This is a genomic window from Dyadobacter sp. LHD-138 (assembly GCF_030929615.1).
In the GTDB taxonomy this organism is placed as follows: domain Bacteria; phylum Bacteroidota; class Bacteroidia; order Cytophagales; family Spirosomataceae; genus Dyadobacter.
Genome location: NZ_JAVFVU010000022.1, coordinates 148,915 through 167,176, shown reverse-complemented (window position 1 = coordinate 167,176; position 18,262 = coordinate 148,915). Strand labels below are relative to the sequence as shown.

20 protein-coding genes are annotated in these 18,262 nt (G+C 44.0%); 13 read left to right on the top strand and 7 right to left on the bottom strand.

Annotation, left to right across the window (positions count from 1 at the left end):
• From RB622_RS17780 to RB622_RS17760, 5 genes are all read left to right on the top strand, one after another.
• Positions 1-222, top strand: a 222-nt coding sequence (locus RB622_RS17780; protein WP_308047931.1) for a hypothetical protein, incomplete at its 5' end; no start/stop codon positions are given.
• Between the two features lie 168 nt (positions 223-390).
• The gene (locus tag RB622_RS17775) at positions 391-1,014 is read left to right on the top strand and encodes a DUF6134 family protein (RefSeq protein WP_308047930.1); all 624 of its coding nucleotides are present in this window, start codon (positions 391-393) and stop codon (positions 1,012-1,014) included.
• A gap of 181 nt (positions 1,015-1,195) precedes the next feature.
• Positions 1,196-1,591, top strand: a complete 396-nt coding sequence (locus RB622_RS17770) for a hypothetical protein (protein WP_308047929.1) — start codon at positions 1,196-1,198, stop codon at positions 1,589-1,591.
• 91 nt (positions 1,592-1,682) lie between these two features.
• On the top strand, positions 1,683-3,254 hold the full coding sequence (locus RB622_RS17765) for a serine hydrolase domain-containing protein (RefSeq protein ID WP_308047928.1): 1,572 nt from the start codon (positions 1,683-1,685) through the stop codon (positions 3,252-3,254).
• Positions 3,255-3,258: 4 nt separating this feature from the next.
• On the top strand, positions 3,259-3,630 hold the full coding sequence (locus tag RB622_RS17760; RefSeq protein ID WP_308047927.1) for a DUF1801 domain-containing protein: 372 nt from the start codon (positions 3,259-3,261) through the stop codon (positions 3,628-3,630).
• On the opposite strand, the gene RB622_RS17755 is transcribed toward RB622_RS17760, so the two are convergent.
• From RB622_RS17755 to RB622_RS17745, 3 genes are read right to left on the bottom strand one after another with little or no spacing between them, the layout of a single operon-like run.
• On the bottom strand, positions 3,631-5,442 hold the full coding sequence (locus RB622_RS17755; RefSeq protein WP_308047926.1) for a PDZ domain-containing protein: 1,812 nt from the start codon (positions 5,440-5,442) through the stop codon (positions 3,631-3,633).
• Between the two features lie 22 nt (positions 5,443-5,464).
• On the bottom strand, positions 5,465-6,190 hold the full coding sequence (locus RB622_RS17750; protein WP_308047925.1) for an alpha/beta fold hydrolase: 726 nt from the start codon (positions 6,188-6,190) through the stop codon (positions 5,465-5,467).
• 35 nt (positions 6,191-6,225) lie between these two features.
• Positions 6,226-6,822, bottom strand: a complete 597-nt coding sequence (locus tag RB622_RS17745; protein WP_308047924.1) for a GDSL-type esterase/lipase family protein — start codon at positions 6,820-6,822, stop codon at positions 6,226-6,228.
• A 128-nt stretch (positions 6,823-6,950) separates the two neighbouring features.
• Here RB622_RS17745 and RB622_RS17740 point away from each other — a divergent pair, with 128 nt between their 5' ends.
• From RB622_RS17740 to lspA, 5 genes are all read left to right on the top strand, one after another.
• On the top strand, positions 6,951-7,451 hold the full coding sequence (locus tag RB622_RS17740; RefSeq protein WP_308047923.1) for a GNAT family protein: 501 nt from the start codon (positions 6,951-6,953) through the stop codon (positions 7,449-7,451).
• Between the two features lie 51 nt (positions 7,452-7,502).
• Positions 7,503-9,017 carry a glycosyltransferase family 39 protein gene (locus RB622_RS17735; RefSeq protein WP_308047922.1) on the top strand — a complete coding sequence of 505 codons (1,515 nt, stop codon included), beginning with the start codon at positions 7,503-7,505 and terminating at the stop codon, positions 9,015-9,017.
• A gap of 26 nt (positions 9,018-9,043) precedes the next feature.
• Complete coding sequence (locus tag RB622_RS17730) at positions 9,044-9,736, top strand: DUF1080 domain-containing protein (protein ID WP_308047921.1); 693 nt, start codon at positions 9,044-9,046, stop codon at positions 9,734-9,736.
• Positions 9,737-9,766: 30 nt separating this feature from the next.
• The gene (locus tag RB622_RS17725; protein WP_308047920.1) at positions 9,767-10,843 is read left to right on the top strand and encodes a winged helix DNA-binding domain-containing protein; all 1,077 of its coding nucleotides are present in this window, start codon (positions 9,767-9,769) and stop codon (positions 10,841-10,843) included.
• A 111-nt stretch (positions 10,844-10,954) separates the two neighbouring features.
• A complete protein-coding gene (gene lspA / locus RB622_RS17720) occupies positions 10,955-11,455 on the top strand; it encodes a signal peptidase II (protein WP_308047919.1) in 501 nt (166 codons plus the stop codon).
• Between the two features lie 26 nt (positions 11,456-11,481).
• On the opposite strand, the gene RB622_RS17715 is transcribed toward lspA, so the two are convergent.
• On the bottom strand, positions 11,482-12,732 hold the full coding sequence (locus tag RB622_RS17715) for a serine hydrolase (protein ID WP_308047918.1): 1,251 nt from the start codon (positions 12,730-12,732) through the stop codon (positions 11,482-11,484).
• Between the two features lie 48 nt (positions 12,733-12,780).
• Entirely contained in the window at positions 12,781-13,524 is a 744-nt protein-coding gene (rluF, locus tag RB622_RS17710; RefSeq protein WP_308047917.1) for a 23S rRNA pseudouridine(2604) synthase RluF, read from the bottom strand.
• 136 nt (positions 13,525-13,660) lie between these two features.
• Here rluF and RB622_RS17705 point away from each other — a divergent pair, with 136 nt between their 5' ends.
• Genes RB622_RS17705 through RB622_RS17695 form a run of 3 tightly spaced genes read left to right on the top strand, consistent with a single transcriptional unit; the run spans position 13,661 to position 17,197 of the window.
• The gene (locus RB622_RS17705; RefSeq protein WP_308047916.1) at positions 13,661-14,986 is read left to right on the top strand and encodes an acetylxylan esterase; all 1,326 of its coding nucleotides are present in this window, start codon (positions 13,661-13,663) and stop codon (positions 14,984-14,986) included.
• A gap of 56 nt (positions 14,987-15,042) precedes the next feature.
• Positions 15,043-15,861: a purine-nucleoside phosphorylase gene (locus RB622_RS17700; protein ID WP_308047915.1), complete on the top strand. Its 819-nt coding sequence runs from the start codon at positions 15,043-15,045 to the stop codon at positions 15,859-15,861.
• 31 nt (positions 15,862-15,892) lie between these two features.
• Positions 15,893-17,197, top strand: a complete 1,305-nt coding sequence (locus tag RB622_RS17695) for a Gfo/Idh/MocA family oxidoreductase (protein WP_308047914.1) — start codon at positions 15,893-15,895, stop codon at positions 17,195-17,197.
• A gap of 71 nt (positions 17,198-17,268) precedes the next feature.
• Here RB622_RS17695 and RB622_RS17690 read toward each other — a convergent pair whose 3' ends face one another.
• Positions 17,269-17,625, bottom strand: a complete 357-nt coding sequence (locus RB622_RS17690; RefSeq protein WP_254560451.1) for a hypothetical protein — start codon at positions 17,623-17,625, stop codon at positions 17,269-17,271.
• A gap of 183 nt (positions 17,626-17,808) precedes the next feature.
• Positions 17,809-18,135 carry a tetratricopeptide repeat protein gene (locus RB622_RS17685; RefSeq protein ID WP_308047913.1) on the bottom strand — a complete coding sequence of 109 codons (327 nt, stop codon included), beginning with the start codon at positions 18,133-18,135 and terminating at the stop codon, positions 17,809-17,811.
• Positions 18,136-18,262: the final 127 nt, after the last annotated feature.

Here is an 18,262-nt window from a genome sequence, read left to right as displayed (position 1 = left end):
TGCTTGGAAGTCAATCTACTCTCACTTCTTTTTCACTTTACAAGTCAAATTTATTGGTATTTACAAAATATTAAACCAATATTTATCACTACCGTAAACATAGGAGAAGTCAAGACTGGGCGTCCCCGTTTCCAAAACTTGATTTCTCTTTGCCTTCTCCCTGCTCCTCTTCATTTTTTGCAACAATTATCTTTCCGTTTGCTCAGTTATTTAGTACATTAGGAAAGCGATTACTATCATTGTTTCGTAAATCATCTAAATGTAAACGGGGATGAGATTTCAATGCGCCAGAAAGCGCATTTTATCGAATGGCATGCTAATTGTAAACCTTTCTTTGAAGGAGCGGTGTGCAATGCAATCGCGCCCGGTCATTCATCAACAAAAGAAAGTATGCCGGTAGATAAATTCCATACATATGTTTCCGCTGGCCTCAAACAGGTTTTCATCCTGATGATCTGTTTGTTTGCCCACGATGCGTATGCCCAGCAATACAGAAATTATTCGGTGCTGTGGCGGGGAAAAGAGGTCGGTTTTTTGAAGGCAACATCGCAAAGTCAGCCGCACGGACAGTTTTACGCAACCGATAGTGAGATGAATGTAAGCATGTTATTGTCCTTTCACATTCAGTCCAACACGACCAATTTATTCACAAACTCGCGGCTTAAAGAGGCGCAGGTGCAACGTTATGTGAATAAAAAAAAGAAACTGACAAGCACCACCTATTACAACGATAACCAATACGAATTAAAAAAAGACAAGAACGATGTTGTGAAAATGAAGAGCAATATACCCGCAACTGTAACCTGGTTATACTTCAATGAACCCATTGCAAAAAGTGAAATCTATTCGGAAGTTTTCCTCACTTTTCTTAAATTCAAGGAAATTGCAGCTTCGGTTTACGAAACCACCCTCCCGGATGGTGACGTCATGACATACACCTACAGGGCCGGCGTTTTACAGCGCGTCGAGATCGAATCGGGGTATGGAGAATTTATTTTTAAATTAAAAATTTAACTTCTTTTCTACCAACACATTAACAGGAAAAAGAATTATTTCATCCCTGAAATACCAAATTAACGAAAACAAAAAACTCTTTTCATGCGTTGTTAATTAACCTGGCACCGAAAAAAGATCAAAACCTGGGTTCAAAACAGGAACGATTTTTTAAGCATGAACTGTAAACCAACCAATCGTTATGAAGAAACTACTATTGTGCATCTTTGCCGTTGTGGCACTGCTACATCTCAGTTGTTCAAAAGATAAGTCTTTGGACAATGATGTGGAAGCAAAGGGCGATGTAGAAATCAGAGTAAAAAACGCAAGTTTACTGCCTTTTGAAAACATAGAAGTAAACACAAGTGGCGGGACCAACAAATATGGAACACTGCCTGATAGTCAGATCTCTGATTACAAAAAATTCGATTTCGCCTACCGGTACAGCTTCGTAAAACTCAATATTAACGGAGAACCCTATGTCATTCAACCCATTGACTACGTAGGAGAAAACAAGCTTAAAGGAGGAAAATATACATACGAAATCCATCTGGATCCGGAAGGAAATCAGATTTATATGAAATTGTTGAACGACTGATATCTTAAATTGAGAAATTCCTGAGGTTAATGGAGGACACATTGTGGATTCCATTAACTTCACGAAGAAATAAATACTCAATTACTGTATCATGAAAAGATTTATTCTCCCGCTATCTGTTCTGTTATATCCGGCTGCCTACGGCCAAACAAAAAATCCCCCGGTAAAAACTTCCGTTACCACACATTCACAAACCTATCAACCGCCCGTATTCACCGATCCCGATCGTCTTGCTAAGATTAAAGCCGCTTTGCCGATTGTAGAGAAGCTATACAGGGAGTACGCAGAAAAAAATAATTTCCCCGGCCTGGCTTTTGGCGTGATCGTCGACGATCAGGTTTTGTACGCAGACGGATATGGTTACACTGATCTGGCTAAAAAGACAAAAGCATCCGGAAAATCGCTTTTCCGAATTGCTTCCATGAGTAAAAGTGTCACAACGATGGCGATTTTGAAACTCAGAGACGAAGGTAAATTAAAGCTGGACGACCCGGCTTATCGCTACATTCCGGAGTTAAAATCAATGCCCCTGCTTACAACCGATTCTCCGGCCATCACAGTCCGGAATTTGATGACGCATACAGCAGGTTTTCCCGAAGACAATCCATGGGGCGACCGCCAGCTCGACACCCGAGACGAAGCGCTGATTCAATTGATACAAAATGGCCTGTCAAATTCCAATGTTCCGGGTGTTCAGTACGAATACAGCAACCTCGGCTTTGCCATGCTTGGGAAAATTATTGGCAATGTCACCGGTATTTCCTATCAGCAGTATATCACCGATAATATTTTCAAGCCGCTTGGCATGACAAACACGCTTTGGGAATATTCGAAAGCGCCCGCAGATTTGCTCGCCCATGGTTATCGTCGGGAAGATAACCAATGGAAAGAGGAAGAATTACTGCACGACGGCACCTATGGCGCGATGGGTGGCATTTTGACATCAATCGAAGATTTCGGAAAATACATGGCATTTCATCTGACTGCCTGGCCTCCAAAAGACGGCAAAGACACGGGGCCGGTCAAACGTAGCTCGGTTCGCGAAATGCAGCAGCCCTGGACTTTCAATAACCTGAACACAAAATTCAAATATCCAAACGGCCGAACCTGTGCCTTGGTAAGCAGTTATGGTTACGGACTGCGCATAAGCCGGGATTGTGATAACCGCCTATTTGCTGGTCATACGGGTGGATTACCAGGATTTGGCAGCCAATGGTGGATTATGCCGGAATACGGGTTTGGCGTCATTGCCAATGGAAATTTAACCTATGCCGGCATGAATACCGTCAACTTTGCGGTAATGGATACGCTCATTTCCATTGCGGGACTAAAACTCCGGGAACTTCCCGTTTCGCCGGTTTTGAAACAGCGTAAGGCTGAACTGGTTAAACTCCTTCCCGACTGGATAAATTCCGCAGCATCCGGAATTTTTGCCGTCAACTTTTTTCCCGACAAATCCTTAGAGATCAGAAAGAAAAACACGCAGCAGCTTTTTGCTAAAATTGGTAAAATCAAGCATGTAACGGAATTGATACCAGAAAACCAGCTTCGAGGTAATTTTCATATCGAAGGAGAAAACGGGACGCTGGAAGTATATTTTACATTAACGCCGGAAAATCCTGCGCTTATTCAACAGCTGGACATAAGGGAAGTTTCAAAATAAGCCGATGAAAGAAACAGATAATTATTATTTGCAGAAAGACGAGCCCGTTAAAAGCTGCCTGTCGGCGTTACGTCAAATAATACTCGACAGAAATCCGGATATCACGGAAGCCTGGAAATACCGTATGCCTTTTTTCTGCTATAAAGGCAGAATGTTCTGTTATCTGTGGATCGATAAAAAGACAAACTTCCCCTATCTGGGTATTGTTGAAGGGAAAAGGATCAATCATCCCGGACTCGTCCAGGATGATCGATCCAGAATGAAAATTATGACATTTAACCCCGTCGAAGACCTTCCACTGGAGACAATACAAAATATTCTGGACAGCGCGTTATTCCTCTACACAAGCGGATTGATCAAAACGAAAACCCGATAACTACCTAACCTTTGAATCCAGCCAGCTCTTTCTGAACGCTTGCATGGCATCGGTTACCGGAAGATTCAATTTTTCATTTGGCACAAGAACCAGCCTTGGGTTTTCGGCAAGTTTCATCATGGCCAGCTTTGGCTCGCCGCGGTGTTCATATTCCACACTGATTTCGTCACCGGGTTTATGACCGGTCAGCAGCGTTTTTATGTCCGATTCCGACTTAACCGATTTCCCGTCCAGTTTGAGGATCTGGTCATCAATATCCAGTCCCGCCTGATAAGCCGGCGTACCCTTTATCGTGTTGGCAGCGATAACAAGTTCACCGTTGTAACGCAAATTGCCAAGCCATGCCTGTCCTTCAAATTCTTTCTTTAAAGTCAGGCCTGCATTTTGAAACCATGGCGTGTAATCAAAAGATTCGTGACCATTAACATACTTTTTGAAAAAATCCAACGCAAAAGCCTTGTCGCCGGTTACCGTTTCCAGCACCTGCTGCAAATCCGAAATCGTATAGGCAATTTCTGTTTGACCATATTGGGCCCAAACAGCCCTCATATACGCATCAAGCGAAAGCTTGCGGCTCATCAATTCCAGATCAAGTGCCAGGGCAATTGATGCGCCATACGGATAATAGGAAGTATAGGTGTTGGGATAATTTGTTTTGTCAACTGCCACACCGGCATCGACAAACACAGCCATGCAACTCGCCTCAGCGGGTGACACGCGCCTGGCGCCTGGCGTATTTTCTTTTGTATTAACAAGTCCGGAAAAAGTCCTGGCAATGTCTTCTAATGTGGTAAAACCGGCTCTTTTCAAAATCAATTCGCCATAATACTGGGTAAATCCTTCCGCAAACCACAACGCCTGGCTCATGTTGCTTTTTTCATAGTTAAACGGTTCCAGACTTTTCGGACGGATACGCTCCACATTCCAGCTATGAAAAAACTCGTGCGAAAACACGCCCAGCAGATTATTTGAACCATCGAACTTCACAGGCAGTGCGATCATCGTGCTGTTACGATGCTCCATGCCATCGCCTTTTACATAAGGATTGATGCTCGCAAGAAAGGTATACTGGCCATAGTCGAACGAAGGAAACTCTCCAAAAACCGCTCCGGACTCCTCCGTGATTTTCTGTATCTTATGGGCAAACTGTGTCGCACCCGACTGATCGGTGTCAGCCTCCAGCGCCAGTCTGAAATCCAGATTTTTGTTATCCTTATTTTTCAAGGACCATTTTTTCACGATCAGCTTGCCAATTTTCACCGGCGAATCCATCAGGTACTGCAAATCCGGCGCCGTAAAAACGTTGGCTTTCTCCGTCGGTTTAAGCTGCGTGGCTATCGTCCATCCCTTGCCTTCCGGCAACCTGAAATTCACCTCAGCAGGAGCCTTTTCCAGTTCTTTCACCCACATTAACGATGCGGGCATGTTAAGCTGAATGCTGTTCTGGTCAACACCTGCATAGGTTCCATCCGGGTGATTTGCATACAAAGTATAACGTACTTTGGCAAATCCGTCGGCGGTGTTTACCCGATAAACATCGCCATCCACCCGCTCCACAGGTACTTGTTTGCCAGCCTGATCCAGGGCGATAACATCGTATACATTTTTACCAAATTCGTGGGTGGCATAACGTCCGGGAGACGATCTGCTCATTCTGAACAATAACTGCTTTTGCGGAGCGCCGGTTACGGTTACCTCAATGCTGGCTTCGTGGTGAACCATATTTGGGAAGGAAACATCATAGCTGATCTTCTGCGCAGAAGCCGCATGCATGGTAACGAGCAGCGCAATCGTGTTCAAAAGTCGGGTCATTTATCGGGTCGGTTTATTAAATCTATAAATATAATTGTACCATCTGGCGCCAGTACCGCGACCGGTGTGCTTCTTCCTGCCATTCGTAATAGGCGTGCGGAATTTTCAGATTCGTCAGGGCATTGCTTAGCTGCCGGTTATTTTCAAGGAAAGAGTCTTCCAGTCCGATAACCAGGATGATTTCCAGTTTTTTGATCTGCCTGACGATCCGCTTATCTGAAAGCATGGCGATAAACCGTGTTGGCATATTGTAATAAATGGTATCATTGAAATACCCGTCAAACAGATCATCAAAAAATGGAAGTGAGATCGTCAGATCATACCGTGCACTCATACCAACCACCTTGGTGAAAAGCTTGGGATGCCGGAAGGCGATGTTCACCGCGTGATAACCACCCAGGCTGCACCCCGCAGATACCAGCCGCTTGTCACTATTTTGTTTCCTGATAAAAGGAATCACTTCTTTGAGGATATAACTTTCATACTGTCCGTGCCGTAAAATTCGGGCTTCGGGCAGTGCGTCAGAATAAAAACTTTCGTTATCAATGCTGTCCACACAGAACACCTGAAGCTTACCGGCTTCTATTTTCTCCCGCATGGCTTCGATCACCTTCCAGTTTTCAAAATCATAGAAACGAGCCCCTCTGGTCGGAAAAAAAATCACCGGCTCACCCGAATGTCCAAAAGCCAACAGCTCCATGTCCCGATCAAGTATCTTACTGAACCACTTATGATATCCTCTTTCCATGGCACTCCGACAGTTAAAACGGTTGCGTTATAAAGTTAATTATTCAGGCTGATTTCTTTACCTATTACTTCCTTCCAAACGGCATAGCCCGCATTACTCAGGTGCAGGCCGTCAGCCTCGAAAAACGCTTCCTGGGGATAACCAAATTCATTCAATGTTTCCGGAAAAATATCAATATAATGCTGGAATGCGTCTTTTTCTATTTCTGCGCGAATCAGCCTGTTAGCCGATTTTATCTGCTCAATAATTTCCCATCGCTGCAAACTTGGCTTGATAGAAACAAAGGAACAGGGAATATTCCCAAACCGGTTTCGTATCTGGCTTATTAGCTGACGATAAAACAGGCAAACCTCCTCCGGCTGCCTCCCGTCGCCAAGATCGTTGTCCCCTGCATAAATAATAATCGACTTTGCAGAAGTAACGGGGGCTAGAATCCGGTCAAAAAACCATGCGCAGGCGGCTAATGTGGATCCGCCAAAACCTAAATTTACAGGCTTTAATGTCTGAAAATCGCTGTACAACGTTTCCCATAATGTAAATGTGGAACTGCCATAAAAAACCGTTTCCGGCAAATAATCCAGACGCAACAATTCCTTCTCAACGCGCACGACTTCCTCTTCATACCAAAACATAGACCACTATACAATTTTACTTTAATACTTACCACTCCTACCAAAGATATAGGAATGATGTTAACTGTCGGTTAAGTTTAGGTCATAATTGAATAATTTTTCATAAAACCATTGCGCATTTCCAATTCATGAGGCTTCAAAACTATTCGCAAGATCATTTCGATTTGTTAAACAGCTGGGTCACAGATGCCGATCTATTATTTCAGTTCGCCGGAACTGCCTGGACGTTCCCCTTAACTCCGCAACAAATTACAAATTACCAATTGTCCTTTCCAAAGCGGCGATTCTACATGGCTTTTGACGATCAGGATGAAGCCTTTGCTTTTGGAGAAATAATCGTCGACGATATCAACACGCCTCGCCTCGGCCGACTACTGGTAGGAAAACAAAGCAGCCGCGGGCAGGGCTTAGGTCTTAAATTTGTTAACTTGCTGATTGACGAATGTAAACGGACCTTCTCCCCCGATCTCATTTATCTATACGTATTTGAAAATAATTTGCCAGCCATCCGCTGTTATGAAAAAGCCGGATTTGTGTTTGACGGAGGTAACAAAATCGTTTTTACACACGAAAGTAAAAGTCAGACGGCTTTGGTGATGAAATTTGCGGTGGATCTGGCCAAATCATAAATTTTGTAAAACCTGGTTTAATTATCTCCAAACCCTGAAAACAGCGTTCCTTTGAAGAAAACCCTTATACTCTGGCTTTTTATTCTTGTAAAATTTGTGCTGCACGGCATCATCATCGATCCCGGTTATGACCTCCATCGCGACGAATACCTGCATCTCGATCAGGCGAAACATCTGGCCTGGGGTTATTTGTCGGTTCCTCCCTTTACATCCTGGATTTCCTATCTGATTTTACTCCTGGGTAATTCCATTTTCTGGGTCAAGTTTTTCCCGGCACTGTTTGGTGCCTTGACCATGGTCATGGTTTGGAAAGCCATTGAAGTCTTAAAAGGGAATCCGTTTGCCTTAATTCTCGGAGCGACGGCTATCACTTTTTCTGTTTTGGTACGGATCAATATGCTGTATCAGCCAAACTCCGCTGATGTATTATTCTGGACACTGCTTTATTTCTCGATTCTGAAATACATCGATTCCGAAGACAATAAGTGGCTTTATCTGATGGCCATCGCACTTGGTTTTGGCTTCCTGAACAAATACAATATCATTTTCCAGGTTCTGGGACTTATCCCTGCCCTGTTGATCACTCCTCAGCGCAAGATTTTCGTCAATAAACATCTATACTTTGCCGCAGGGCTTGCATTGCTGATCGTTTTGCCGAATCTGATCTGGCAGTATCAGAACAATTTCCCGGTTGTGCATCACATGAAGCTGCTTGAAAAAACACAGCTGGTGAACGTGAACCGGCTCGACTTCCTTAAAGAACAACTCTTGTTTTTTATGGGGTCGATTTTCGTGCTTGCTGCTGCATTTATTTCATTTTTCCGCTATCCGGCTTTTAGAAAATACCAGGCATTTTTCTGGGCTTTCCTTTTCACGTTATCCCTGTTCACCTACCTGAAAGCCAAAGGATATTACGCGATTGGGCTTTACCCGATTTTCTTCGCTTTTGGCTCTGTGTATCTTGAAAACGCACTCCGGTTAAAATTTACCTGGCTTCGTCCGGTAGCTGTGCTGGTTATTTTGCTTTTGTTTATTCCCATATTCAGGGTAGCTTTCCCGATCAACAGTCCGGCTGTAATGAGTCAGCATTCGAAACGTTATCAGGCGCTGGGTTTGCTGCGCTGGGAAGATGGAAAGGATCATGCTTTGCCTCAGGATTTTGCGGATATGCTCGGATGGAAGGAACTGGCGGAAAAAGTAGATGCTGTGTATGAAACTATTGAGGATAAAAGACATACGCTTGTGCTTTGCGATAACTACGGACAGGCGGGCGCCATTAACTATTATTCCCGATACAATATCCAGGCCGTTACGATGAATGCGGATTATATAAACTGGGTACCGCTTGATACCGAAATTAAGCATGTGATCCTGATTCAGAACGCGGACGATGATGACAAAGAGCGAAAAAAAGAACAGCCGCTTTTCAAAGTTATTTTGCGTACCGGAAAAATAGAAAACCAGTTTGCCAGGGAACACGGGACCAGCATTTATGCACTACTGGACGCGAAAGTTTCCATCAATAAAATTCTGAAAAGCGATATTTCAGAAAACAAGTGGGATTAACAATTTAAACCAAATATAACCTAACCATGAGAAACCGTTTCCTTTTAATTATCTGCATTTTTATTGCCGTACCCCTTGTTTCACAGGCGCAAAAAGCCAAAAGTATTTTTAATGGAAAGGACTTAAAAGGCTGGCATACAGACGTGCCGGATATGGACAAAGATCCAAAGTTAAAAACGCCATTTATCATCAGAGATGGGTTGCTCGTCAGTTTGGGAAAACCGGGTGGGCATTTGATCAGCGATGCGCAGTACGAAAATTTCCGTTTTACGTTTCAGTACCGTTTCGCAGGGAAGCCGGGAAATTGTGGCGCGCTGGTTTTTGTATCCACGCCAAGAGCATTGTATGATATGTTCCCCAAATCCATCGAAGTGCAAATGATGCATGAAAACGCCGGCGATTTCTGGTGTATTCAGGAGGATATCACAACACCCGACATGGAAAAACGCCGTGGCCCAAAAGAAAAATGGGGTGTAAATGGTGATAAATTAAGAAGAATTCCCAACCTGACTGACGGAACCGAAAAACCGCTTGGGCAATGGAACAGCATGACCATCGAGTGTGTCAAAAACTCCATCAAAGTATGGATCAACGGCGTTTTTGTCAATTATGGTTATAATGCAACGGCACAGAAAGGCCAGATTGCCTTGCAGTCGGAAGGTTCAGAAGTTGAGTTTAAAAAAATCGAAATAACGCCGATCACACAATTGACAAAATAAATCAGAACCAGTTTCAAGTATTTAGAAGCCATGAATACTCAGGAAATTATTCATTCCAGGCTGATCAATCAGAAAATTGCCCATAGTACTTTTAATGATCCTGCGGAAATTGTGAAATATATGGTGGCGATGCAAGCGCAGGAATATGCCATGGCAAAATGGGCTATTGGTCTGCGTGTCCCTGGCACAACAGAGGCCGATGTAGAAAAAGCCTTTAATCAAGGGGCTATTCTCCGAACGCACATCATGCGCCCAACCTGGCATTTTGTTGCACCGGAAGACATTCGCTGGATGATTACATTGACGGCGCCGCGGGTCAACGCAATCAATGCCTTTATGTACCGAAAATGCGAAATCGATGAAAAAACGTTTAACCAGTGCAATGATATTCTTACCAAAACGCTGGAAGGAGGAAAACATTTAACCCGCAATGCTTTAAAATCAGAACTCGATAAAGAAATAATTACCGGCGATGGGGTCCGGCTCAGCTGTCTGATGATGAAAGCTGAGCTGGACGGACTGATATGCAGCGGTCCGCGTGAGGGCAAGCAATTCACCTACGCACTGATTGACGAACGGGTGCCCGCCGCAAATGTTCTGACAAAGGAAGAATCGCTTGCAAAGCTGGCAAACCGGTATTTTTCGAGCCGCGGCCCTGCCCAGTTGCAGGATTTTGTAATGTGGTCAGGATTGACCGTAAAAGACGCTAAAACAGGGATTGCTGCTTTGCCTGATGATTTTATCCACGAACAACTTGACGGTAAAACTTACATATATTTACCGGTTCCAGAAACTTCCGTAAAAATGCAGACCACTTTTTTGATGCCGGATTATGATGAATACGGCATGAGTTACAAAGACCGGTCCTCCTTGTTCAGTCTGCCGCCAAAAATCCTGGAAAATCCTAAACTAAATATCCCATACAACCGCATGATTGTTGCAGATGGCCAGATTGTGGGCAGTTGGAAACGGACGATTAAGAACAAGGAAGTCGATGTGGAAACCGATTATTTTAAACCTATAAATAAAAAGCAGCAAGCTGCGGTTCAGCGAGCCGTTAAAAAATACAGTACTTTTGTCGGAAAAGCTTTACTTGAATACGCCTAGAAGAAAGCCAGCCTGAGATAAAACCGAATTATTTTCTAAAAAGTTATGGGTCGGTTCCATACGCACAATCAGTTTTGCTGCGTTCTTATCCACGTCAGATGCATGTAAAAAATGAATACGAAAAAAATCATAACCAATATCGCAGTCCTTTTTGTTTTGGTCGCCAACATCGGCTGTGACCAGATCTCAAAAAATATTGTACGGCAGAAAGTGGATTATTACGAAAACATTAGCCTGATCAGCAGCTATTTCACACTTACCAAAGTGGAAAATACCGGAGCCTTTTTAAGCGTTGGAAGTGCACTGCCCGAGACGCTAAAATTTATCCTGTTATCCGGGATTCCCGTGCTCGCACTGGCATTTGGCGTGGGTTATATGTTTTTGCGAAAAAATATCTCCAAAATGAACATGCTCGCGCTGAGTTTCGCAATAGGCGGCGGTATTGGAAACATTTACGACAGAGTTGTACACGGTTCTGTCACCGATTTTCTGCATATCAATCTCGGAGTTGTCCAGACTGGCATCTTTAACATGGCCGATGTTTCCATTATGGTAGGCATGGGATTATTTTTGCTGCAATCTTTTACCCAGCGCTCTTCCATTGCGCATTAAGAACGGGATGCGCCGTTATTTTCTGATCAATAGCGCATCCTGAATTTTGTCAGATCTGGAATAAATTTCTTCTTTCTTTTTAGTTCTGTTTCATAAATAACCTGTCCCAGATTCCGCATAAACGGGTAACAGACCTGCTTGTATTCGTATTTCCCGTCATTGTAAACCCCGTCGTCATTAGACTGGACTACCGCAGTCAGCAAAAACTCTACGTTATTTTCAAAGTCTACGAAATAGGCATTATCAATAATAAATCCGTAAGAATCGCCGTATTTGTTGAAAATCCGGACACTAGGATTGGGCTGAATATTCAGATCTGCGCCATAAAACAGGTATTTTGTGCTCGTTGCCCAATGCTCTTTTGGGTCATATTTTGGATAATCACTTTCCGTAGGATACTTGCTCATGTAGGTATAAATCAGCTTGTAATCATCGGCAGTCAGTTTAAACTGCTCCTTTTCGGGAAAAACTTCCGGAAACATCAGTTTTTTCATCACCGTCTGCTGGTCTGTCATGCTGAAAGCATTTCGGTTGGTCATGTTAAACGGCTTGTTCACCAGACGATCCGAACTATCCAGATAAGCCTTTCCCATCACGAGATTGGTTAAATTGATTGGATAATTTTCAGGATCAAACTTTCCCGGTTGGCTATACACCTGTTTATCTTTATCAAAAAAAGTCACCGGATTTGTGTGTCGCGATGTGATCTCCGTATCTTTCACAGCATATCTGTTCAATATTCTGCTCGTCGTTAAACCATAACCTTTTAACCGCCGGTTCATCTCCGCGCGTCCCACAAACTCGTACAACCGGTTGTAGGCATCATTGTCGCTGACCAGCAATATTTTTTTGATATAATGTTCAATCGAAGGCAGGCCATTGGCAGCCGACGTATCCTTATCAACCGGGGACTGTTTATCAAAATCTGCACCGGTGATCATCGTGCTCATTTTAGTCAGCCCAGGCACTTTCAGCGCATTGATTTTTTCCAAAGCAAAGATCAGCGTCGGCAGTTTTACCGTGCTGGCGGGGAAAAAATAATGATGATCGTCCAGGTTATAGCTGAAAGTTGTAAAATGTGGAACATTGTTTTTGTCCCGATCAATCTGCGTGTACAAAATCTGCACCTGCTTTTTCTGCGAATCACCCAGTATGACCGAAAACAGTTCTGGCCTGCTTTCAAGGAGTTTTTCTAGAAAAACCGTATCGGGTTTCTGAGCATTTAAACCCAGGTTCAGTACCATCAAAAAAGCGATGAAGTTTATTTTTAAAAGCATCCCGGATATTGGTCTGAGCCGAACAGATTGTGTTTTACAAAAAATAAATTACTCCTCGTTCCAGTCCTCCGAATAAGACCCCTCCTCCGTTTTTATCGAACTTTGAACAGAATCATTGATCTGTTTTAACTCCTCAACTGTCAGATTTCTCCACTTTCCAATCGGCAGGTTTTCCAGTGTCACATGCATGATCCGCACACGTTTAAGTTTGGTTACACTGTATCCCAAATACTCGCACATCCTGCGAATTTGCCTGTTCAAACCCTGCGTCAGAATAATCGTAAAAACATAACTGCTGTCCTTGCGCACAAAACATTTCTTCGTAATCGTATCCAGAATCGGAACACCGTTGCTCATTTTCTGAACAAAATCGGGCTTGATCGGCTTATCAACCGTTACCACATATTCTTTTTCGTGGTTATTTCCGGCACGTAATATTTTATTGACAATATCGCCATCGCTGGTCAGAAAAATCAGTCCCTCGGAAGGCTTGTCCAGCCTGCCTATTGGAAAAATCCGTTCAGGATGTTTAATGTAATCGATGATATTACCGTTAATTTGCCGCTCCGTCGTACACGTTATGCCGATCGGTTTGTTAAATGCAATATAGATGCCTGCCTTTTTAGCTTTTAACGGTTTTCCATCCACCAATACTTCGTCGGCATCGGTGGCCTTATCACCCAGCACCGCTTTTTGCCCGTTCAGCGTCACACGCCCCTGCTCCACCAGCCTGTCAGCCTCCCGCCGGGAACAGAACCCCGTCTCACTTATAAACTTATTTATGCGAATCAAACTGTACTTCTCTTGTTAATGAATGATGATTTCAAGTTACAGGAATAAAGATTGCAAAAAAAATTGGATTGAAATCAAAGAAACCGCGACATTGGCTCTTTCTATACCAACGGTAAATTAAATTCAACTCATTCTTATGCAAAACACGATAAAATCCGATTTCAGGAAGTCTCATTTTTATCTATTAATCTGCTTTCTCTGCCTTTCGCTCGGCCACACATTTGCACAGCCAGTTGAGCGTGCTGTAAAAATTCTGGTGGCACCCGACCGCGAAGACTGGACATACAAAACGGGCGATAAAGTCAAATTCACCATTTCTGTTTTTCAAAACGGAAACCCTGTAAAAAATGCACCGGTACGTTATGAAATCGGGCCTGAAAAAATGGAGCCAACGATTAAGGAAAGCAAAACCGCTGCAAACGGAACGATCACGGTCGAGGCCGGCACCCTTAAATCACCAGGTTTTTTAAGATGCGTCGCCTGGACAAACGTCGATGGCGGGGAGTACAAAGGCCTGGCCACAGCCGGTTTCGACCCACAAAATATTCAGCCAACGGTGAGCAATCCGGCAGATTTTGACGCCTTCTGGGACGCTGCAAAAAAGGAACTGGCAACGGTTCCTATGGATGCAAAAATGACACTTTTACCAGAGCGTTGCACGGAAAAGGTGAATGTGTATCACGTCAATCTTCAAAACTTCAAAAACAATGTTCGTCTGTACGGTATTTTGACAATTCCTAAAAAGGAAGGAAAGTATCCTGCTTTGCTGAAAGTACCTGGTGCCGGCGTACGGGCTTATTACGGCGATGTGGCCATGGCCGAAAAAGATATTATCACCTTTGAAATTGGTATTCACGGCGTGTCAGTTATCATGGATCCAAGTGTTTACACAGATTTGGGACAAGGAGCACTGAACGGTTATCCGAACTATAATCTGGACGACAAAGACCGGTTTTATTACAAACGTGTTTATCTGGGCTGCGTCCGTGCGAATGATTTCCTGACCAGTCTTCCTCAGTTTGACGGAACAAATCTGGCTGTAACCGGTGGCAGCCAGGGTGGTGCATTATCGATCATTACAGCTGGCCTGGATTCCAGAGTTAAATGGCTGGGCGCCTTTTATCCCGCCCTAAGCGACGTAACGGGTTATCTCAGCGGAAGAGCCGGTGGATGGCCTCATTATTTTGAAAAAAACAGTGTAAAATTTAACAATACGAAAGAAAAACTGGCAACAATCGGTTACTACGACGTTGTGAATTTTGCACGCCGCGTGAAGGTACCGGGATATTATATGTGGGGATACAATGACGAAACCTGCCCGCCCACTTCCATGTACGCTGCTTACAACGTGACCACTGCACCGAAAGAGCTAAAATTATATCTGGAAACGGGCCACTGGACCTATCCCGAAGAACGCGAACTGATGAACAACTGGCTGGTCAATAAGTTAAAAGCTAAATAAACAGCCCACGCCATCATTCTCTCATTCTCTCATTCTATCATTCCATCATTGCCCAAATGTCATTCGAAGAAATAAAGGTTACCAGCGAATTTTTAAAAAAGTATACAGAAAACTATGCCCCTGAGTATGGAATTATTCTTGGAACAGGGCTAGGTTCTCTGGCCAGTGAGATTGATATAGCCTTTACCATATCTTATACCGACATTCCTCATTTTCCGGTTTCAACGGTTGAATCGCATTCGGGCCGACTGATTTTCGGTAAACTGTCGGGTAAAAAAATCATCTGTATGCAAGGCCGCTTTCACTATTACGAAGGTTATTCCATGCAGCAGGTCGTGTTTCCCGTGCGTGTTATGAAAATGCTTGGCGTCCACACGTTATTCGTTTCCAACGCTTCGGGTGGATTGAACCCAGATTTCAAAGTAAGCGACCTGATGGTGCTCCATGACCACATCAGTTTGTTTCTGCCGGGCAACCCGCTCATCGGTGCAAATATGAACGAACTCGGCGACCGGTTTCCAGATATGAGCGAACCGTATGACCCGGATCTCATCAAAAACGCACTAGAAATCGCCAGGAAGAACAACATTCCTGTACATACCGGTACTTATGTGAGCGTGACGGGGCCACAGCTTGAAACACGTGCGGAATATCGTCTGTTTCGTCAGCTAGGTGCCGACACGGTTGGCATGAGCACGGTTCCGGAGATTATTGCTGCCCGGCAGATGAACCTGAAATGTTTCGGATTATCTGTCATTACGGATCTCTGCATCCCCGAAACTTTGGAGAAAGCAGAAATCAGCAAGATCATCGCCGCCGCAGAAAAAGCGGAACCTGGCATGACCCTGATCATCAAAGCACTGCTTAGTTTATAGATTCCTAACATACACATTTCAACAGAAAGTAATGGACCGAAGAAAATTCATTGAACAATCTGTGCTGGCAGGCGCCGCATTTTCCTCCCTGCCACTCCTGGCCTCGCTCAAAAGAACGACCCAATACAAAACGGCGCTCATCGGATCAGGCTGGTGGGGAACCAATATCCTTCGCTGCGCCATCCAGGCGGGAGAATCCAAGGTGGTTGCCCTTTGTGATGTGGACGAAAACCAGCTGAAAAATACGTCCGCTGAAATTTCGAAACTAACGCCGGACAAGCCGAAATTGTACAAGGATTTCCGTGAAATGCTTTTAAAAGAGAAACCGGAGATTGTTATTGTCGCCACACCCGACCACTGGCATGCGCTGTGCTGCATTGCAGCCATTGAGGCGGGCGCACACGTGTACGTAGAAAAACCGATCTGTCACACCATTCAGGAAGGCCGGGCCATGGTTAACGCCACACGTAAATATGGCCGGATTGTACAGGTTGGTACCCATCGGAGGGTATCGCCACACAACATTTCTGGAATGGAATTTCTGAAATCTGGTAAAGCCGGTAAGGTTGGCATGGCCCGGGCGTTCGTTCATTACGGCGGCGGTCCCGGTCAAAAAGTGGCGAACGAAGAAGTACCCAAAGGGGTCGACTGGGATATGTACTGTGGCCCCGCCCCACTGGTTCTCTACAACAAAACCATTCACCCAAAAGGCTTCAGGAATTATCTGAACTTTGCCAACGGTACCCTGGGCGACTGGGGAATTCACTGGCTTGATCAGGTTCTCTGGTGGTCCGAGCAGAAATATCCTAAAAAGGTCTATTCTACCGGAGGCCGGGCGATTCGTCAGGACAATACGGACGCCCCGGATCACCAGGTAGCTGTTTATGATTTTGACGGTTTTACACTCGAATGGGAACATCGGAACTTTGCGGCCAATAATGCCGAGAAAACCCATCCGGGGCAGGCCGTAGGTGTTTATTTTTATGGAACTGAGGGAACATTTCACATGGGCTGGCTCGATGGCTGGACTTTTTACCCTACCAATCCAAACAAACCGATCATCCACCAGGATGCACAGCTAAACAAACCGGATGACCAGAATATTCAGCAGCTTTGGGCCAATTTTTTATCTTCCATCAAAACGAATACGCCTCCCATCTGTGAAATCGAGGTCGGGCAGCGATCAACAAACGTCGCCCTGCTCGGCATGTTGTCCTATAAATTGGGCAGAAGTATTGTCTGGGATGGTGAAAAGGAAATTATCCCCGGTGATACAGAAGCAAACAAGTTGCTGAAACGCGACTACCGCGGCGAGTGGAAATATCCGACCGTATAAATAAAGACACGAAAAAAACCGGCTTAATGTTTTTGTAAAACTTTAAGCCGGTTTTTTTATTCTGTAAGCAATTAGTCGATTTTAATGACCTCCGCCGGAATATTATATTGCGTGATAATCTCACGTGTGAAACGGACGTGACCGCGCGGCGCCATTAAATACAATTTCGCACCCTTCATTCCCGCCAATTCACTCAAAAGCTTCCATTTAGAAACACTTCCCCGAAGTTGATCTGTTTTCATGGACACTTCCAGATAATGCCTGTTAAACATATTCACACCTGTAACATCCGGCGTGAACTTCTCATTATCAGCAGCTCTCTCATACGACTTAGGTGTTTCAAACCCTTCCATATTGGCTTGAATTTCCTTAAATCCATGAGCTTGCGCCCATTTAACAACCATGGGAATAAATGATTCCTTTTCCATAAATAACAATGAATGATTTTCTCCCCACCAACGGGGAAACTCAACGTAAAATATTAAAATTAAAAACTGAGAAGAGTGAAAGCGTCGTACCCTAAAATAGTCGCCAAACAAGCCACATTTCTTACCAATTAGGAAAGCTACTACTTTTCCGGCAGACCACAAAATAAAATATTTTAAAAAGCATTAATCTTCCAGTTCATCCAGAAAGGAGCGATAAGCCCGAACCAGTTCCTGATGCGTTTTGGTATCCTTCTTATCTAGCGCCAGATCAATGCCTTTTTGATAAATGACTGCTGCCTTTTCATTTTTTTCAAGGCCAGCAAAGAATGCACCAGCCGAATAATACGTCGCCAGATAATCCGGATGTTCTGCCAATAATTTATTAAAATACAATTCCGCCTGTCCGACATCGGTCTTTTGATATTCCAGAGCAAGCGCATATATATTGAAAGGATCGTTGGGCTCTTCCTCGTAAAAAGCAATCAGATTTTGAAGCAGTGAGTTTTTCATTTTTAAAATATTGTTATGCTTGCATACTATTTAAGTTTTTCTGTATATTCGCCATTAGAAATTAATTCTTAAAAAAATTATAACCAATGACTGAATGACTCCCAGATGGGATTCATTCATCGACTTC

Coding starts and splice junctions, on each gene's coding strand:
- RB622_RS17775 (WP_308047930.1), top strand. CDS start 391: ATGCCGGTAGATAAATTCCATACATATGTTTCCGCTGGCCTCAAACAG.
- RB622_RS17770 (WP_308047929.1), top strand. CDS start 1,196: ATGAAGAAACTACTATTGTGCATCTTTGCCGTTGTGGCACTGCTACAT.
- RB622_RS17765 (WP_308047928.1), top strand. CDS start 1,683: ATGAAAAGATTTATTCTCCCGCTATCTGTTCTGTTATATCCGGCTGCC.
- RB622_RS17760 (WP_308047927.1), top strand. CDS start 3,259: ATGAAAGAAACAGATAATTATTATTTGCAGAAAGACGAGCCCGTTAAA.
- RB622_RS17755 (WP_308047926.1), bottom strand. CDS start 5,442: ATGACCCGACTTTTGAACACGATTGCGCTGCTCGTTACCATGCATGCG.
- RB622_RS17750 (WP_308047925.1), bottom strand. CDS start 6,190: ATGGAAAGAGGATATCATAAGTGGTTCAGTAAGATACTTGATCGGGAC.
- RB622_RS17745 (WP_308047924.1), bottom strand. CDS start 6,822: ATGTTTTGGTATGAAGAGGAAGTCGTGCGCGTTGAGAAGGAATTGTTG.
- RB622_RS17740 (WP_308047923.1), top strand. CDS start 6,951: ATGAGGCTTCAAAACTATTCGCAAGATCATTTCGATTTGTTAAACAGC.
- RB622_RS17730 (WP_308047921.1), top strand. CDS start 9,044: ATGAGAAACCGTTTCCTTTTAATTATCTGCATTTTTATTGCCGTACCC.
- RB622_RS17725 (WP_308047920.1), top strand. CDS start 9,767: ATGAATACTCAGGAAATTATTCATTCCAGGCTGATCAATCAGAAAATT.
- lspA (WP_308047919.1), top strand. CDS start 10,955: ATGAATACGAAAAAAATCATAACCAATATCGCAGTCCTTTTTGTTTTG.
- RB622_RS17715 (WP_308047918.1), bottom strand. CDS start 12,732: ATGCTTTTAAAAATAAACTTCATCGCTTTTTTGATGGTACTGAACCTG.
- RB622_RS17705 (WP_308047916.1), top strand. CDS start 13,661: ATGCAAAACACGATAAAATCCGATTTCAGGAAGTCTCATTTTTATCTA.
- RB622_RS17700 (WP_308047915.1), top strand. CDS start 15,043: ATGTCATTCGAAGAAATAAAGGTTACCAGCGAATTTTTAAAAAAGTAT.
- RB622_RS17695 (WP_308047914.1), top strand. CDS start 15,893: ATGGACCGAAGAAAATTCATTGAACAATCTGTGCTGGCAGGCGCCGCA.
- RB622_RS17690 (WP_254560451.1), bottom strand. CDS start 17,625: ATGGAAAAGGAATCATTTATTCCCATGGTTGTTAAATGGGCGCAAGCT.
- RB622_RS17685 (WP_308047913.1), bottom strand. CDS start 18,135: ATGAAAAACTCACTGCTTCAAAATCTGATTGCTTTTTACGAGGAAGAG.